Origin of the sequence: Metasolibacillus sp. FSL H7-0170, from assembly GCF_038593115.1 — a bacterium.
In the GTDB taxonomy this organism is placed as follows: Bacteria; Bacillota; Bacilli; order Bacillales_A; family Planococcaceae; genus Metasolibacillus; species Metasolibacillus fluoroglycofenilyticus.
The window spans coordinates 2229230-2245683 of record NZ_CP151964.1; the positions used below are offsets into that span (position 1 = coordinate 2229230).

A 16454-nucleotide genomic window follows, 5' to 3' on the forward strand; every position below is an offset into this window, starting at 1 on the left:
GAAATATATGTCGTCTTATTAATGATAGCGTAAATTTACTATGCGTCAACTAGATGACAGCGCGTAAGTCATATGACAAAATAGAAGGCAAAGGAGATGAAAAAATGAAGGATTTACTATACTATGTCGATTCGACAATACAGCAGTTTTCAGCAAAAATTTTACATATTGGCAATGATGGACGAGACTATGTCGTACTTTCAAATACAGCCTTTTACCCAACAGGTGGTGGGCAACCACACGATACAGGCTGGCTGAATGATGTAGAGGTGATAGATGTCGAAAAAATAGAGGGAGAAATTCGTCACTATGTGAATGGACAGCTAGCTTTAGGTGAGGTAACAGGCAAGCTTAATTGGCAGCGCCGCTTTGACCATATGCAACAGCATACAGGCCAGCATATTTTAACAGCCGCCTTTGTCGAATTATTCAACTATGCGACAACAAGCTTCCATTTAGGAACAGGCTTCGTTTCCATAGATATCGATACGGAAGAAATATCTGAGGAACAGCTCCAACAAGCTGAGGCACGTGCGAATGAAATTATTTTAGAAAATCGTCCAATTGAAACAAAATGGGTAACGAAGGATGAGCTAACTGAGTATAACTTACGAAAAGATGTAGCAGTTGATGAGGACATTCGCCTCGTTATTATCCCAAACTACGATTATAACGGCTGTGGTGGTACACATCCTACATCTACTGGGCAAGTTAGCCAATTAAAGATTATGGCCACAGAAAAAATGAAAAAGCAAATTCGCGTTCATTTTGTTTGTGGAGAACGTGTGTTACAAGAGCTAGCAATGCGGAAGGCTGTTCTGACAGATGTAGCTAGACAGCTAAGTGTACCCGAGGAGCAAGCAGCAACAGCATTGAAAAAAGTAATGGATAGCGCGAAAGCTACGGATAAAAGCTTAGCTGAGGCACAAGAAGCCTTATTACAATATGAAGCTAAGGAGCTATTAGCGGGAGCACAGCAGCATATCGTAGCAATGCATTTTGAAAATCGCTCTATCCAAGCATTGCAAAAGCTAGCACGCTTTATTACACAACTTGATGTGGAAGCCATTGCTCTACTCGCCGCAAACAATGAAGACAAGCTACAATTCGTAGCGGCACGCGGGCAAAATGTCACGCTCAGCATGAAAAATGTGGCGGCAACTGCTTTAGCCATTATTAATGGCAAAGGCGGCGGTAGCGATGCGCTGGCACAAGGTGGAGGAGAACAAACAATTTCTGCCTCTGAGCTATTAAAACAAATGGAAAATGCATTAAAATAATGACCTATTTCCAACTATTCGGTATTTCTATTCCAGCGCTATGGATAGCCTTTTTAGCAGCAGCTTTTTTACTTTCCCTAAAGCTAGATGGTTGGTTCAGCAATGCGATTGTTATTTACGTGATTATTTGGAAATTAAGCTATATTCTATTCTACTGGGAAAGCATACTCGGATTGCTTTATTTTAACGGTGGAATTAAAGGGCACTGGCTCGGGCTATTTGTTGCAACAATCTACATTATTTTATTAGCGCCTAAAAAATACCCTTCCATCAAAAGACAAGCCTTCAGTGCTGCACTGCTCTATATTTACGCTTTCGAAGCAATTTTTAATTTATTACAGAGCAACTTTTTATTTGCGCTAATCCAAGCTGGAATCGGTGCTTTAATTTTATCATTAAGTAACAAGCTGAATAAGCAATGGATTTTACTATTTTTCATGATTGAACTACTAACTTTATCGCTACAGCATACGCTAACATTAACGAAAATTTTAACATTTAGCGTGCTCATTTTTATCTCAATTCTTTTTACAATAAAGGAGAGAACAAATGGTTAAAAAAATTATATCAATCGCCATTATTGCCATCGCTATTATCATTGTCGTGTTCAATGTGGCGAACACCATGGGCAAAAAGGACAAACGTGAAAACGCTGAGCAAGCTGCTGATTTCTCGTTAGAAACAATCGATGGCTCAACTATTTCATTATCGGATTATAAAGGACAAAAGGTTATTTTAAATTTCTGGGCGACATGGTGTCCTCCATGTAAAGCAGAGATGCCACATTTGCAAAATTTCCATGAAAATAATGAGGATGGCGATGTTACGGTACTGGCTGTCAATTTAACAGCATCTGATTCCGTCAGTAACGCCGAAAGCTTTGTAGATGGCTACGGGTTGACATTCCCTGTTTTACTTGATATTGATGGTGAGGTAGGTCAGCTTTATGAGGTAATCACAATCCCGACAACCTTTTTCATTGATGAAGATGGCAATATTATTGAAAAGTTTATTGGCGCTTTAGACGAGGAATCAATGGAAAATATTATTGATTCTTATTAGAATAATACAAGGAAGTGTCTGGAAGGTAGCCTTATACGCAACATTTCAGACAACTTTTTTATTTAAAGTGCTGTTATATATTTTTTAAATGAACAAACTAAATTATATTTACCCACTATTTCAAAATTAAATTTTGCGGTATTCACTTCTCCCCTATTACAGAAATTTTTTTAAAACTCCCCCATTGACATACCCTACACAGGTATGGTAAATTGAATTTAAAGATTGGAGGCGAGCGTAATGGAGCAGACTACTCATAATATGAATGAAAATACTGCTTGTCGACAAAGTCACCATCCTGAGTCTGTGAAAAAGGACTTGACGACACGTTTAAATCGTATTGAAGGTCAAATTCGCGGCATCAAAGGGATGATTGAAAAGGATGTATATTGTGATGATGTCATTACACAGCTATCAGCAACACAATCTGCACTCAACAGCGTCGCAAAAATTTTACTTGAAGGTCATTTAAAAGGCTGTGTTGTTGATCGCCTATCACAAGGTGATGATGCAATCATTGATGAATTAGTTGTAACAATCCATAAATTAATGAAAAAATAAGGAGTGAATTTATTATGCAAAATGTAACGTTAAATGTTAAAGGAATGTCATGTGGTCATTGCGTTAAAGCGGTTGAAGGAAGCGTTGGAGAACTTGCAGGTGTTGAGCAAGTAACTGTGAATTTAGAGGCAGCAACAGTTGCTGTATCTTTTAATGAATCGCAGGTTTCAGTTGAAAAAATCAAGGAAACAATTGACGATCAAGGCTACGACGTCGAATAACATTATGCAGAGTGCTTATAAAAGCACTCTCTTCTTTACAGAAATATATACCCCTATACAGTATGTGAGGTGAGCAGAATGGCAACTACAAAAGAAACAACATTACAAATTACAGGGATGACCTGTGCAGCCTGTGCGACACGCATCGAAAAAGGCTTAAACAAGATGGACGGTGTAGAACAAGCAACTGTCAATCTAGCACTTGAAAAATCGGCAATCAAATATGATGCGGATAAAATTAACACAACCGACTTAGAGAAGAAAATTGAATCACTTGGCTATGGTACAGTGAAAGAGAAGGCTGAATTAGACATTACGGGTATGACTTGTGCAGCCTGTGCAACACGTATCGAAAAGGGCTTAAATAAATTATCAGGTGTCTCAGTCGCCAACGTCAATTTAGCGTTGGAAAAGGCAACAATTGAGTTTAATCCGTCTGAAATTGCGGTAGCTGACATAATCGAACGTGTCGAAAAGCTCGGATACGGTGCAGTACAGCCTGTTGCGAAAGCAGGAATAGACCATCGACAGCAAGCGATAAAAAAACAAATACGTAAATTTATTGCAGCAGTGATTTTTGCACTACCATTACTTTGGACGATGGTTGGGCACTTCTCATTTACCTCTTTCTTATATGTACCTGACCTTTTAATGAATCCATGGGTACAGATGGCGCTAGCTACACCTGTACAATTTATTATTGGCGGACAATTTTATGTGAGTGCTTATAAAGCGCTACGCAATGGCAGTGCCAATATGGATGTGCTTGTAGCGATGGGGACATCTGCTGCTTATTTTTACAGTGTTTATCAAGCGATTTTATACGGCAATTCTCATCATGCACATCTTTACTTTGAGACAAGTGCCGTCCTCATTACCTTAATTTTGCTTGGCAAATTATTTGAGGCTAAAGCAAAGGGTCGTTCATCTGAGGCGATTAAAAAGTTAATGGGACTTCAGGCAAAAACAGCACTTGTCGTACGCGATGGTGTTGAAATGGAAATTCCATTAGAAGAAGTATTATTCGGTGATATTATTTTAGTAAAACCCGGTGAAAAAATTCCTGTCGATGGCGAGGTTATTGAGGGTAGCACAGCGGTAGATGAATCGATGCTGACAGGTGAAAGCTTGCCTGTTGATAAAAAAGTTGGCGATTTATTATTCGGTGCGACAGTTAATAACAATGGCTTTATTCGCATGAAGGCAACAAAGGTTGGACGTGACACAGCACTCGCTCAAATTATTAAAGTTGTCGAGGATGCACAAGGCTCTAAAGCGCCCATTCAGCGACTTGCTGATAAAATTTCAGGTATTTTTGTACCGATTGTTGTCGCAATTGCTGTGCTAGCATTTATCGCTTGGATTGTTTGGGTGAAGCCTGGTGAATTCACACCTGCACTTGAAGTTTTCATTACTATTCTTGTTATCGCATGCCCTTGTGCACTTGGCCTTGCAACACCTACGTCCATTATGGCAGGCTCTGGACGCGCTGCTGAATTCGGCATTTTATTTAAAGGTGGCGAGCATTTAGAACAAACGGGACATATCGACACAGTCGTCGTCGATAAAACAGGAACTGTGACATATGGTAAACCGGTATTGACAGACATCTTACTAACTGATGATGCAGAAGAAACAGCTGTATTATCCCTAGTTGGTGCAGCCGAAAAGCAGTCGGAGCATCCATTAGCACAAGCGATTGTTCAAGGTATCGAGGAGCGCAATATCACATTAGGCGATGTGCAATATTTTGAGGCAATTCCCGGCTACGGTGTGCAGGCGACTGTTTCAGGGCAAGCGGTGATTGTTGGTACACGTAAATTAATGGCACAATACGATATTCATATCGAAGAAGTTTTACCATCAATGGAAGCTTTAGAGGAAAACGGCAAAACAGCTATGCTTGTTGCTATTAATGGGCAATATGCTGGGATGGTAGCAGTTGCGGATACTGTGAAGGAAACTTCGAAGGCTGCCGTAGAGCGTCTCCATGCAATGGGGATTAAAGTAATTATGATGACAGGCGACAATGAACGCACAGCACATGCAATTGGTGCTGAAGTAGGTGTCGACCAAATTATTGCGGAGGTACTTCCTGAAGGCAAAGCTGAAGAAGTGAAGAAGCTTCAGGCAACCGGCAAAAAGGTGGCTATGGTCGGTGACGGAATTAATGATGCACCTGCTCTCGTTACTGCGGATATCGGGATGGCGATAGGTACAGGAACCGACATTGCAATGGAGGCGGCAGATATTACATTAATTCGCGGAGATTTAAACGGCATTGCTGACGCTATTTTAATGAGCCGCAAAACGATGCGCAATATTAAACAAAACCTATTTTGGGCTTTTGCCTACAACACATTAGGCATTCCAATCGCAGCAATTGGCTTGCTGGCACCTTGGGTTGCAGGCGCTGCGATGGCGTTTAGCTCTGTGTCAGTTGTTCTTAACGCCTTACGATTACAACGTGTAAAGCTTCATTAAAATCCTTCAATTATTTGAGTGAGCTTTGCTTTATTTGCGACCTCCCTAAATGATTTCGTAAAAATAAAAACCAATAGTGCGTCCCCAAAGCAGTGCATTGCCTGCTTTAGGGACGCTTTTAGTGATATTCCTTCAAAGATATCACTAAATAAATAGAGAGAACTTCCTTTAAAAATATAATAAACATTAGGTTTATCCGCTTACTTTTGCATTTAAAATAAGCGTAAAGCTAATTTTTCACTGCACTGAGGAGAGTGAAACAGCACATCGGCTTAATTTTTTAAGAGATTCCCCATATTTTTTAATATTATACTGCCGCTTCTTGCTCTTGCTGCTTTCTACGTTGCTCAGCAGCAGCCATTTCTTCCGGTGTTAACTTCACAATAGCAAAGCCTACATATGCATAAATAATAGAAATAATTGGTACTACAAAGTTTAAAATCGCATACGGTGCATATTCCATCGCCCCTACACCTAAAGTGGCTAAAATAAATACACCGCAAGTATTCCAAGGGACAAAAACAGATGTTAATGTTCCACCATCCTCTAAAGCTCGTGACAAGTTTTTAGAATGCAAGCCGCGCTTCTCGTAAACTTCTGCAAACATACGGGAAGGTACGACAATTGAAATATATTGCTCCGAGCATGTTGCGTTTGTCGTAAAACAAGCAGCAATCGTTGAAGCAACAAGACTTCCAGTTGACTTTGCAAACTTAACAATCACATTCATTAAAGCTCGTAGCATGCCAGAGTACTCTAAAATACCTCCGAATGTCATCGCCACAATTGTCATTGAAACCGTTCCCATCATTGAATCTAAGCCACCACGATTAAAAAGCTCATCCACCATTTCATTGCCAGTCGCAATAGCAAAGCCTTCCTGCAATGCCGTAACTGCCTCAGTTGCTGTTCCACCTTGCACAAAGATTTGCAATAGGAACCCTGATACAATACCCGCTACCAATGCTGGTATTGCTGGAACTTTTAGACCAACAAGTACGATAACACCCACTGGGACAAGAAGTAACCATGGAGAAATCACAAAACTCTGCTCCATTACTTTAAGCGTTGTCAAAATTTCGTCTGACTTCATTGAAATATCTGCAAAGCGACGTCCCATAATACCAAATACGGCAAATGCAATAATTAGAGCTGGTATCGTTGTATAAAGCATATGTTTAATATGATCAAATAAATCTGTACCAGTTAAACCTGCTGCTAAATTTGTTGTATCTGACAATGGCGACATTTTGTCACCAAAATAAGCCCCAGAAATAACAGCTCCCGCAATCATTGCTGCTGGAATACCCATACTTAGGCCAATTCCCATGCCAGCAACTCCAATTGTCGCCATCGTTGACCAAGAGCTCCCAATCGCTAATGAAACAATTGCGCATAATAGCAAAATTGTTACTAAAAACCACGCTGGAGAAATAAGCTTTAAACCATAATAAATCATTGTTGCAACTACACCGCTACCAATCCATGCGCCAATAACTAATCCTACTAATATAATAATAACGATAGCTGGTAAAGCTAGTCGTATCCCCTTATACATCATTTCCTCAATCTCGCCCCATTTGAAACCATGCAATTTAGCAACAATTGCTGCTACTGCTGTCCCAATAATTAATGGCACATGAGGACTTTGCTCAAGCTTTACTACGGTAATAATCATTGCTGTAATCATAATCGCAAAAGTAAGCAATGCCCATTTTGCACTTATTTCCTTCTTCATTAAACTAACCCCTTTACAATTATGCTATTTCTCAGTTGTCTGATGTACTTACCTTCAAACTTCTTTTCATCTCCTACTTGAAGTTTATAAGCTTATCAATTACGCCTCGGCGTAACTGCGTTCAGATTCTTCAAGCTGTTTGGTGGAAGTTAACCTCAAACCGTCACATCCTGTGACAACGGTTAACTGACCTGCATCGCGCAGGTGTCCCTTCAAAATCTGTGACATCCGCTGGAACCGAGACCAACACAGTATTAGTCACTCTGACTAATACTTATATTCATCTCACCGCGGTGGGAAACTTCTACTGAAAGAAGTTAAATAAGAGATAAAAAGAAGTTTGTTCTCACATTTTCTCAGCTTAATGTTTTAAAAAACAAAAATCAACGCAAAATTTTCTTACCACTCTAAGAAATTCATCTTATTCGAGCAGAAAAAAAGCGCTTTCAAGCAGTTTTTAGCGAAATTCATAAAGTGAAACTTCAATCAGTGAAGGTTTTCCCCATCTCCCAATTATCCTTAAGCCAATTTCACTCAAATTTTGAATTCGGTGTCTTACTGCCCGTTAATGCGCGATAAATCGAAGGAAAATTATTATAATGCATGATTGTAAATAATAGTTTATTAATGAAAATTTACTTATTGTCATGAATTGTTCAATCTTGTACCATACCCCCCTATGCTATAATTTAATTAAAGCTACCCATTTTAAAGGAGAGTTAAAGCAAATGAAAAAAATACTATTTAGCTTATTAACGATTGTTTTTTTGTTAGCTGCATGTGGGGCAAAGGAAGAGGTACATGATGAAAATGATGGTCATCTGCACATTAATGGAGATATTCAAGAGGAAACAGCAAGCGCTGATATACTTCCCTCTTTCTTAGATGCGCAACCAGAAAATGTTCGCCTTACTTATCAAATTGCGGGACAGGCTACAGACATTTTAGAGTGGATGCCTTGTTATTGTGGATGTGGGGCATCAGTAGGGCATCGTAACAACTTAAATTGCTTTATTCAAGAGGTGAAGGACGGTGGGGCTATCGTTTGGGATGATCATGGAACTCGTTGCCTCGTATGTTTAGAAATTGCTTTACAATCTGCGAAGATGTATAAGGAAGGTATGAATTTACAAGAAATCCGCCAAACAATTGATGAAATGTATAAGGAAGGCTACGAAAAGCCAACAAATACACCATTTCCTGCATAATGTTCTAATTCATCAAACGACTGTCACTCGCAATGTTCATATTCTAAAGACTAGCGGCTTTGTGAATGTAACAAAGGATAAAAACGATTCAAGACCTTTATCTGTCTCCATAACAGATAAAGGTCTTGCCAGATTAGAGGAGGCATCGCCTATTTGGTCACAAATGCAAGAGAAAATTGAAAATGGGGTGGGGAAGGAGAAGTACGATAATTTACTGGAAATGCACAATACTTTACAAAAATCTATTGGAAATGAGCGCTAAAATAGCCTGAAACGATGCTGTCTTAAAAGTCGAATCACTCTTCATGGCAAGGAAAATTAACTTTACACCTATTTTAAATGCAAAAGAAGGCTAATAAACCCTGTGTTCACCCCATTTCCAAAGAAACTTACTTAATGATGAAATATCACCAAAAACATACTAACATTAGTAGTACAAACCAAGGCCATGGTTTGTACTACTATTTTTTTATAGTAGAAGTGAAGGAAAGTCGAACAAGCTCCTGGGATCATTTTAGAATCCGTATTAAAAACCGACTGACTTCACACCCTTATTTGAATCAGTTTAGTATGTTGGGTCCAAGAGATCGTGTAGAAGAAAATGGAATCGGTAAGGCACTGTGAAGACTTCTATGATTGGCTAAAAAGGAGAAAGTATGATGAAACATGTGGTTGCGTTAGATGTGAGTAAAGGAAAAAGTACCATTGCGATTTATAATCCGTATCGTCAATGTGAATTTGAAGGTGAACTGAATCATACACGTATGGACTTTGAACAATTACATAAGCGAATGAAAGAAATAGCGGAGCGTGACGGTCAAGCACCTGAAATCGTTTTTGAAGCGACAGATGTTTATTCAAAACCATTGGAAACGTTTCTAATCGATTATGGCTACACCTATTGTCGGATGAATCCACTTGAAGCGAATCTACAAATGGCTTCGATGCGTCGAAATAAAACCGATAGTAGTGATGCGCATGAGTTAGCGAAAACCCATTTTAAAATGGAGCGTGAGCCGACCTATGTGCAGGATGATTATTATGAACAGATGCGTGGACTTACACGTTATTATGATGAGATTGATGAAGAAATCACGCGATTAAAAAGTCGAATGCATGCGTTATTACATTTGAGTTTTCCGGAGTTGGAAGCACTCATTACACCAAGTTCGGCCCTGTTTTTAAATATTGTTCAGCTCTATCCACATCCAGCCCTGTTACTGGCGCATTCGAAAACAGTCATTAAAAATCGGTTAAAAGCCAATACACGAAAAAACCTATCATTCGCACGTGCTAAGGCAAAAGCAGAATGTTTACTAGAGGCTGCTCAAAATAGTTATCCAGCCATTAAAGCTACCGATATTCGTTGTGATCAAATTCGTGACTACGCAGCTCGTATCATGGATTTAGTTGAGAAGAAGGAAACACTTGTGAAACAAATGGTGGAGATGTCACAGGAACGCAAAGAATACCAAGTGCTTCGTTCGATTCCGGGCGTTGGCGATACAACAGCTTGCCGATTAATCGGTGAATTAGGGGATATTCGCCGCTTTCAGAATGCGAAACAACTAAATGCGTATGTAGGTATTGATATTATGCGTTATCAATCGGGTAACACGCAGTATCGTGATCGTATCAATAAAAGAGGAAATAAGAAGCTACGAAAGATTTTATTTTTTATGATTTGTACGATGATTACGTTACGGAAAAAGACTAACAATCACCTGGTAGATTATTACGATAAATTAAAAACGCAACCTCAGAGAAAGCCTCATAAGGTTGCGATTGTCGCCTGTATCAATAAGTTTCTGAAAATGACGTTTCAGTTAATGACACAAGGCATTCTGTACGATTATGAGTCCGCACTACCAGCTCAGAAATCGTAACCAAAGTAAATTAACTATAGCACAATGACCTTTCGAAAAAAAGAAAATTCGTGAGGTCTCTTTGGCATGCGCAATTTTTTTGTGAGGGTGGGGGTACCCCCACCCTCACAAAAAAGTCTTTTCAAAACTTTAATTATTTTCTTAAAAACTATTGACTGGAGGTAAGAAGGAGTTGTCCGAAAAAGCTATTTTGTTTTGACACTGCATAGAAATAAATGTTTTCATCGCTTCCCTTTTACTGAAGGATAACGCTGCCAAAGCCCATGTGCATCCCATTTTCAAAAGAGGCGTTCTCTGTTTATAGGAATCAACATTTTGTGAAACATCATCGCTACTGTCACTCTATTATTTTGGTAAATGATTTAAAAAGTTTTGATAGGCAAAGCCGCGCACTTCATCCTCTGAGTAATATTTCATCAGCTCATTTACTAAATTGAAATGCTGGCTAGCATTAGCTAAATGCTTTACCTTTTCATTAATGCCATCAAAATCTGAGCCAAAGCCAATCAGATTTTTGCCACCAAGCGCACAAATATGGTCGATATGCTTGATTAAATCCGCTATCGTCGCCTCCCTTTGTTCTACAATAAACATCGGGCAATAAACGATATGGATTGGTGCTTTTTTCGCCACCATCGCTTTAATTTGCTCATCGTTTAAGTTTCTGCGATGCGAACATAACGCCTTCGCATTTGAATGCGAGGCAATAACATAGTCCGCCAGCTCTAAAACATCCCAAAAACTTTGCTCACTTAAATGGGAGACATCTGTAAACACCTTATGTGCATTATTTAACTGAATAATTTCTTGGCCAAATGCTGTTACGCCTCGCCCTAAATCCTCCTCAACACCGTCCGCAGCCTCATTCGCGTTATTCCACGTTAGACCGATACTTAATACACCAAACTCCCTAAATAAATGCCACATTTTTATGTCGCCCTCTAAAAAATCGACACCTTCAATTGTCAGCACTGCCCCTATTTCATCATCCTGTAAACGCTCAATATCAGACCAATTTTTAATATGTACGACTTTATTTTCTGGTCGCACTACATGCGTTTTAAAATAATACAACTGACGTAGCGCAGATTTTATTTTTTCTGCTTTTGGTATAGTTGGTTGGATAAAGATGGCGAATGCCTGTACTTTGACATTTCCTTGACGCAAGTTTTGCAAGTTCACGTCTAGTTGTGTGGCATTTACAAAATCGACTTCCTGCTTCTCGTATTTATACAGTACATCACAATGTAAATCAATAATTGGCACTTTCATTAAATGGCCCCCTTCCATATACATATTATGACGTACATGAAAGAGGATTGCCATTTCATCGTCTTTACATATCTACCCAAATCTTAACTGCTGTAGCCAATATAAGAAAAGCCAAAATCATTTGTAATACTTTTGTATTGAGCGCCTTGCCCGCCTTTGCACCAAGAGGAGCAGCAATGATGCTTGCGATAATCATAATGACTGCTGCGGCATAGTCAACTTGCCCCGTCATTAGCTTGCCGATACTGCCTCCAATGGATGAAATAAATGTAATGGCTAGACTTGTTGCAATCGTCATACGTGTTGGAATTTTTAATACGACCAATAAAATTGGTACTAGTAAAAAACCCCCTGCCGCCCCGACAATCCCAGACCCTATACCAACGATGAATGCCAAAATTGCTGCGAGCGGCTTATTAAATACTACCTGCTCTAACGGCTTATCATCGAGCTGTTTTTTTGGTACAAACATCATAGCTGCAGCAATTGTAGCTAATATGCCATAAACAATATTGACACTCGTCTCAGATAAATTAGAGGAACCAAAGCTACCTACAAAGCTACCTACTAAAATAGCACTTCCCATTGTTAAAATAAGCGCTTTATTTAAGTATCCTCCTTTGCGATAAGCCCAGACCCCTGCAATGGAGGCGAAAAACACTTGCACAGCGCTAATGCCTGATACTTCATGCGCTGTAAATGCTGCCAAGCCAAATAACGGCGGGATATACAACAGCATCGGATATTTAATAATAGAGCCTCCAACACCGAGCATACCTGAAATAAATGAACCTACAAAGCCAATTGCAAACAGCACAATAATAAATGTTACACCCATCCCACATCCTTCTTTCTATGCTAGCTAGGCTTTTTTAATACGAAAAACAAACACGCCAGCCTCTTCTGTTTGCTCGGTAATTTCGTGACCTCCTGCGCTTGCCCATGCAGGAATATCAGCCAACGAACCTTTATCCGTTACATGCACCTCCAAAATTTCGCCTGACTCAAGTGAATCAATCGCTTTTTTTGTACGTACAATCGGCATTGGACATGCTAAGCCCTTTGCATCTAAAATTGTTGTATTTTTCATCAAAAAAACCTCTCTTCTTTTTACAATACTCATTTAATTTTTACTTCTTCACAATAACTTAGAGAAATGCAGCTAAACTAAATATGCATAGCTATACCCTTGTTGAAACATTATTGAAACGTCTACAAAGCAGATAAAACAATGCTTTTGGACACCTCTATCTTCCTTTTATTATCTAACCGCGCAACGGTTCGGTCCGATTTCCATTTCCGTTTGCTCATCATAGCTAGGCTTTAGTTTACCCATATTCACTTGTCGTATTTGCTGATAAGCATTCGGCTGTGGTGGCAAATTATCCGTTACCGTCCTGCGGAATTCTTCTTCATTTTCGATATTTAAACCGTGATTTTCTGCAAATAAATCACCTAAACGTTTCGCTACCTGCCCATCTGCATTTAACTCCTCTACTATCATGAAATGTGCAGGTAGTACAATTAAATCATCGATTAACTCACGGTAACGCTCATAAAGCGTCTGACGTAAATCACCTACCCAATCCTCCGCAAGTCCTGCTAAATCTGGACGACCAATTGAATCAATAAATAAAATATCACCTGTTAACAAATAGCGATCATCAATAATAAATGATGTGGAACCAATCGTATGCCCCGGTGAATACAGAGCCTCTATCGTCACATTCGCTGAGCCAATTTGCACCTTTAGCCCATCTGTAAGGTCCTCACAATCAAACACAATCTCCTCTGCATCCTTCGGTGGCAAATAATACGCAGCACCTGTTGCCGCCGCGATTTGTCGTCCACCAGAAATATGATCGGCATGCAAATGTGTGTCAAATACATGGGTAATTTTCGCATTCTTTTCTTTAGCAAAATCAAGAAACACATCTGTAAAACGCACCGCATCAATTACTGCTGCCTCGCCATCAGCGACAACCATATACGATAAACAGCCTTTGCCTAAACGCACGAATTGGTACAGCTCGCCGCCACCTGTTAAATCCCCTATTTTAATTGGTTCAAGATAAATGCTCCAAGATTTCATACCGCCCTCTAAATAAGCTGCTTCACGTCCTGCCTCATCTAACATTTTGGCAATCATAATAGAAGAGCCTTCCTTGGCACAAACAACTAACAACTCTCTATCTGAAGGGATTTGTGGCAATACTTCCTCTATGCCGTCTAGCAATTCAAAGTAAGGTATGTTTAAATAATTAAATTGCCTACCTTCAATTTTCCAATCCTCGAAAGCCTCTTTATTGCGTACATCTAAAATAAAAAGCTTATCATCATTAATTACTCTTCGTGCAACATCTGCTGCTGTCCACTTAATCACTACCATACGATTACCCCCTGAGGTATTATTTTTTCGATTTTTTTGGCAGGGCATCCCCCACCGCTTAAATTTATATCGATTTTTCTAGCTCGCCCTGCCATTCCGTCATCCCCGGCAACACATTATAGACATTTTTGAATCCCGCATTTGCTAACTTTTGCGCTGCAAAATCACTGCGCTTTCCTGTTCGACAAATGACATAAATCGTCTGTTCCTTTGCTAGTTCATGTAAACGCGCATCTAGCTCCCCTAGAGGAATCGATTTTGCCCCAGCTATATGACCAAATACATACTCTACTTCCTCACGTACATCTAAAATGATTCCATCTGTTGATTGCTGCAATTGCTCATTTGTAACTGTTTGCTCAAATGGCTTTTCTATCACATCCTCATTAGAGCATTTTCGAATATAGTGATAGAGTACATCCCCCTGCTCTGTCGTTCCGATATATTGATGCTGAGCAGACTGCGCCCATGCTGCTAAATCCGCTGTAGAGCCACGATCTGTCGCCTGTACCTCTAATATTTGCCCATCTATTAAATCTGCCATCGCTTTTTTTGTACGCACAATTGGCATTGGACATGCCAAACCTTTTGCATCTAATTGGACATCTGCCTTAATCGTCATATTTTTTACCTCCTATTTAATATGCCTTGCCAAGCCTGCATTCCACCAGTCATATTCGTTGCATCATAGCCTCGCTCCTGTAAAAATGCTGTAGCAAGCCCGCTACGTCCGCCAGAGCGACATACGATAATATATGGTGTATTTTTATCGAGCTCTTGCAAACGAAATTCAAGCAACCCTAACGGAATATGCTTTATACCCGGAATATGTCCCTCTTGAACTTCATCAACCTCTCGCACATCTATTAATTGCAAGTTTTCACCTGCCGCTAATTGTTTCTCTACTTCCTCTGTCGAAATCTGCTTCATTTTTTTCATCCTTTCCATGCATTCATGCCACCCCGAATATTTGTAATATTATCGTAGCCTAGCTTTTTCATTTGTTTACATGCCCGTGCACTCCGCATACCACTTTGACAAATGACGAAAATATCTCCATCCCTCGGTAGCTTTGAAAAATCCGTACCAAGTGGCATATTTTTAAATTGCTGAATATGTCGCCCCTTATATTCTGAAGGTGTTCGCACATCGATAAATATTTTGCCACGGTCATTAATAATTGTCGCAAGCTCCTCAGTTGAAATAGCTTTTATCCCTTTGGCTGGCAACATGCGCCATGCTAAAAATGCAACAATAACTAAAAAAATGATAAAGGCTGTCATATGAACTCCTCCTAGATAAATAAATTGACATGCCCTTGCTCTGCATCAGCTAAGTAAGCAGCTACTCCTGCATAGTGCACACCATCTAAAAGCTCCTCTTTTTGAAGCCCTAATAAATCCATTGTCATTGTACAAGAGACAAGCTTAATATCCTGCTCCTGCGCCATTTCAATTAGCTGTGTTAATGTTAGTGCATTATGTTTTTTCATTACATGCTTAATCATTTTCGGTCCCATACCAAGCATTTGCATTTTCGATAAACCAAGCTTTTCTGCACCGCGTGGCATCATTCGCCCAAACATTTTTTCTAAAAAGCCTTTTTGCACCTCGATAGGCTGTTGCTTGCGCAACGCATTAATACCCCAGAACGTATGAAAAATCGTTACGTCATGGTCATAAGCAGCGGCACCATTTGCAATAATATACGCGGCCATCGCCTTATCATAATCTCCACTAAACAATACAATCGTTGTTCTTTTTCTTTCCATTGTACGCCTCCATATACCCATATAGGTATTATTTTGAGTAAAAAAAAGTTCAGTTTATTTTCCATCCGTTGCCAGCATGATGTCGGTTATCGTGCCACTTTTACTGAAGGATAACGCTACTAAAGTCAATGTTCATCACATTTTTAAATTAGACGTCCCTTTTATATAAGTCAACATTTTGTGTAACATCATCGATACTGTCCAAAAGCCCGGTATGCTCGGCTTTTTGGACAGCTCTAGCCATTAACGGCTTTTCACTAATAAACTAACTGCCTCCTGTATTGAAGCATTGACTTCTTCTGTATTATCACCAGCTTTTTGCACACATTCAACGAGGTTTTCACTAACAATTACACCAATTGCTCTATCTACACCAGAGCGTACCGCCGATAATTGTGTAATTACATCGCGACAATCTTGCCCTTCTTCCATCATGCGTAAAATACCGCGTAACTGGCCCTCCATTCGCTTGACGCGATTCATTACTTTTTGATCGTATATCATATTACAGCACCTCCTGACATTAACTTATCGTCCATGTCCCTTATATTATACCCCATTGGGTATATTGTCAACCTAAAA

General features: G+C 39.6%; 19 protein-coding genes. 9 read left to right on the top strand and 10 right to left on the bottom strand.

Annotation, left to right across the window (positions count from 1 at the left end):
- Positions 1 to 104 precede the first annotated feature (104 nt).
- The 6 genes from MHH70_RS10275 (at position 105) to MHH70_RS10300 (ending at position 5608) form a co-directional block, all read left to right on the top strand.
- On the top strand, positions 105 to 1280 hold the full coding sequence (locus MHH70_RS10275; RefSeq protein WP_342471446.1) for a DHHA1 domain-containing protein: 1176 nt from the start codon (positions 105 to 107) through the stop codon (positions 1278 to 1280).
- Positions 1280 to 1837, top strand: coding sequence for a hypothetical protein (locus MHH70_RS10280; protein WP_342471447.1), 558 nt, complete (start codon positions 1280 to 1282; stop codon positions 1835 to 1837). The genes MHH70_RS10275 and MHH70_RS10280 overlap by 1 nt, the downstream gene beginning before the upstream one ends.
- Complete coding sequence (locus MHH70_RS10285; protein WP_066170639.1) at positions 1830 to 2342, top strand: TlpA disulfide reductase family protein; 513 nt, start codon at positions 1830 to 1832, stop codon at positions 2340 to 2342. Before MHH70_RS10280 ends, MHH70_RS10285 begins: the two co-directional genes overlap by 8 nt.
- Before the next feature lie 240 nt (positions 2343 to 2582).
- Positions 2583 to 2903 (top strand): metal-sensitive transcriptional regulator, encoded by a 321-nt coding sequence (locus MHH70_RS10290; protein WP_066170641.1) that lies wholly within the window; start codon positions 2583 to 2585, stop codon positions 2901 to 2903.
- A 14-nt stretch (positions 2904 to 2917) separates the two neighbouring features.
- Positions 2918 to 3124: a copper chaperone CopZ gene (gene copZ, locus MHH70_RS10295; RefSeq protein WP_066170643.1), complete on the top strand. Its 207-nt coding sequence runs from the start codon at positions 2918 to 2920 to the stop codon at positions 3122 to 3124.
- Between the two features lie 78 nt (positions 3125 to 3202).
- Entirely contained in the window at positions 3203 to 5608 is a 2406-nt protein-coding gene (locus MHH70_RS10300) for a heavy metal translocating P-type ATPase (protein ID WP_342471448.1), read from the top strand.
- Between the two features lie 307 nt (positions 5609 to 5915).
- Here the strand turns inward: MHH70_RS10300 and nhaC are convergent, their stop codons facing one another.
- Entirely contained in the window at positions 5916 to 7346 is a 1431-nt protein-coding gene (nhaC, locus tag MHH70_RS10305) for a Na+/H+ antiporter NhaC (RefSeq protein WP_342471449.1), read from the bottom strand.
- A gap of 728 nt (positions 7347 to 8074) precedes the next feature.
- Here nhaC and MHH70_RS10310 point away from each other — a divergent pair.
- The 3 genes from MHH70_RS10310 to MHH70_RS10320 all read left to right on the top strand — a co-directional run bounded on the left by MHH70_RS10310 (position 8075) and on the right by MHH70_RS10320 (position 10440).
- A complete protein-coding gene (locus MHH70_RS10310; protein ID WP_107941778.1) occupies positions 8075 to 8554 on the top strand; it encodes a PCYCGC motif-containing (lipo)protein in 480 nt (159 codons plus the stop codon).
- A 61-nt stretch (positions 8555 to 8615) separates the two neighbouring features.
- Positions 8616 to 8816: a MarR family winged helix-turn-helix transcriptional regulator gene (locus tag MHH70_RS10315; protein WP_342471450.1), complete on the top strand. Its 201-nt coding sequence runs from the start codon at positions 8616 to 8618 to the stop codon at positions 8814 to 8816.
- Between the two features lie 397 nt (positions 8817 to 9213).
- Positions 9214 to 10440 carry an IS110 family transposase gene (locus tag MHH70_RS10320; protein WP_342473192.1) on the top strand — a complete coding sequence of 409 codons (1227 nt, stop codon included), beginning with the start codon at positions 9214 to 9216 and terminating at the stop codon, positions 10438 to 10440.
- 345 nt (positions 10441 to 10785) lie between these two features.
- On the opposite strand, the gene MHH70_RS10325 is transcribed toward MHH70_RS10320, so the two are convergent.
- The 9 genes from MHH70_RS10325 to MHH70_RS10365 form a co-directional block, all read right to left on the bottom strand.
- Entirely contained in the window at positions 10786 to 11712 is a 927-nt protein-coding gene (locus tag MHH70_RS10325; protein ID WP_342471451.1) for a dipeptidase, read from the bottom strand.
- A 64-nt stretch (positions 11713 to 11776) separates the two neighbouring features.
- Positions 11777 to 12550: a sulfite exporter TauE/SafE family protein gene (locus tag MHH70_RS10330; protein ID WP_107941774.1), complete on the bottom strand. Its 774-nt coding sequence runs from the start codon at positions 12548 to 12550 to the stop codon at positions 11777 to 11779.
- Between the two features lie 24 nt (positions 12551 to 12574).
- Positions 12575 to 12802 (bottom strand): sulfurtransferase TusA family protein, encoded by a 228-nt coding sequence (locus MHH70_RS10335; protein WP_066170660.1) that lies wholly within the window; start codon positions 12800 to 12802, stop codon positions 12575 to 12577.
- Between the two features lie 171 nt (positions 12803 to 12973).
- On the bottom strand, positions 12974 to 14101 hold the full coding sequence (locus MHH70_RS10340; protein WP_342471452.1) for an MBL fold metallo-hydrolase: 1128 nt from the start codon (positions 14099 to 14101) through the stop codon (positions 12974 to 12976).
- A gap of 64 nt (positions 14102 to 14165) precedes the next feature.
- Positions 14166 to 14723 carry a sulfurtransferase TusA family protein gene (locus MHH70_RS10345; RefSeq protein ID WP_107941771.1) on the bottom strand — a complete coding sequence of 186 codons (558 nt, stop codon included), beginning with the start codon at positions 14721 to 14723 and terminating at the stop codon, positions 14166 to 14168.
- A 5-nt stretch (positions 14724 to 14728) separates the two neighbouring features.
- A complete protein-coding gene (locus MHH70_RS10350) occupies positions 14729 to 15031 on the bottom strand; it encodes a rhodanese-like domain-containing protein (RefSeq protein ID WP_066170780.1) in 303 nt (100 codons plus the stop codon).
- 5 nt (positions 15032 to 15036) lie between these two features.
- Positions 15037 to 15384: a rhodanese-like domain-containing protein gene (locus MHH70_RS10355; protein ID WP_342471453.1), complete on the bottom strand. Its 348-nt coding sequence runs from the start codon at positions 15382 to 15384 to the stop codon at positions 15037 to 15039.
- A gap of 11 nt (positions 15385 to 15395) precedes the next feature.
- Positions 15396 to 15872, bottom strand: a complete 477-nt coding sequence (locus MHH70_RS10360) for a DsrE/DsrF/DrsH-like family protein (RefSeq protein ID WP_066170673.1) — start codon at positions 15870 to 15872, stop codon at positions 15396 to 15398.
- Between the two features lie 243 nt (positions 15873 to 16115).
- A complete protein-coding gene (locus MHH70_RS10365) occupies positions 16116 to 16376 on the bottom strand; it encodes a metal-sensitive transcriptional regulator (RefSeq protein ID WP_066170676.1) in 261 nt (86 codons plus the stop codon).
- Positions 16377 to 16454 lie beyond the last annotated feature (78 nt).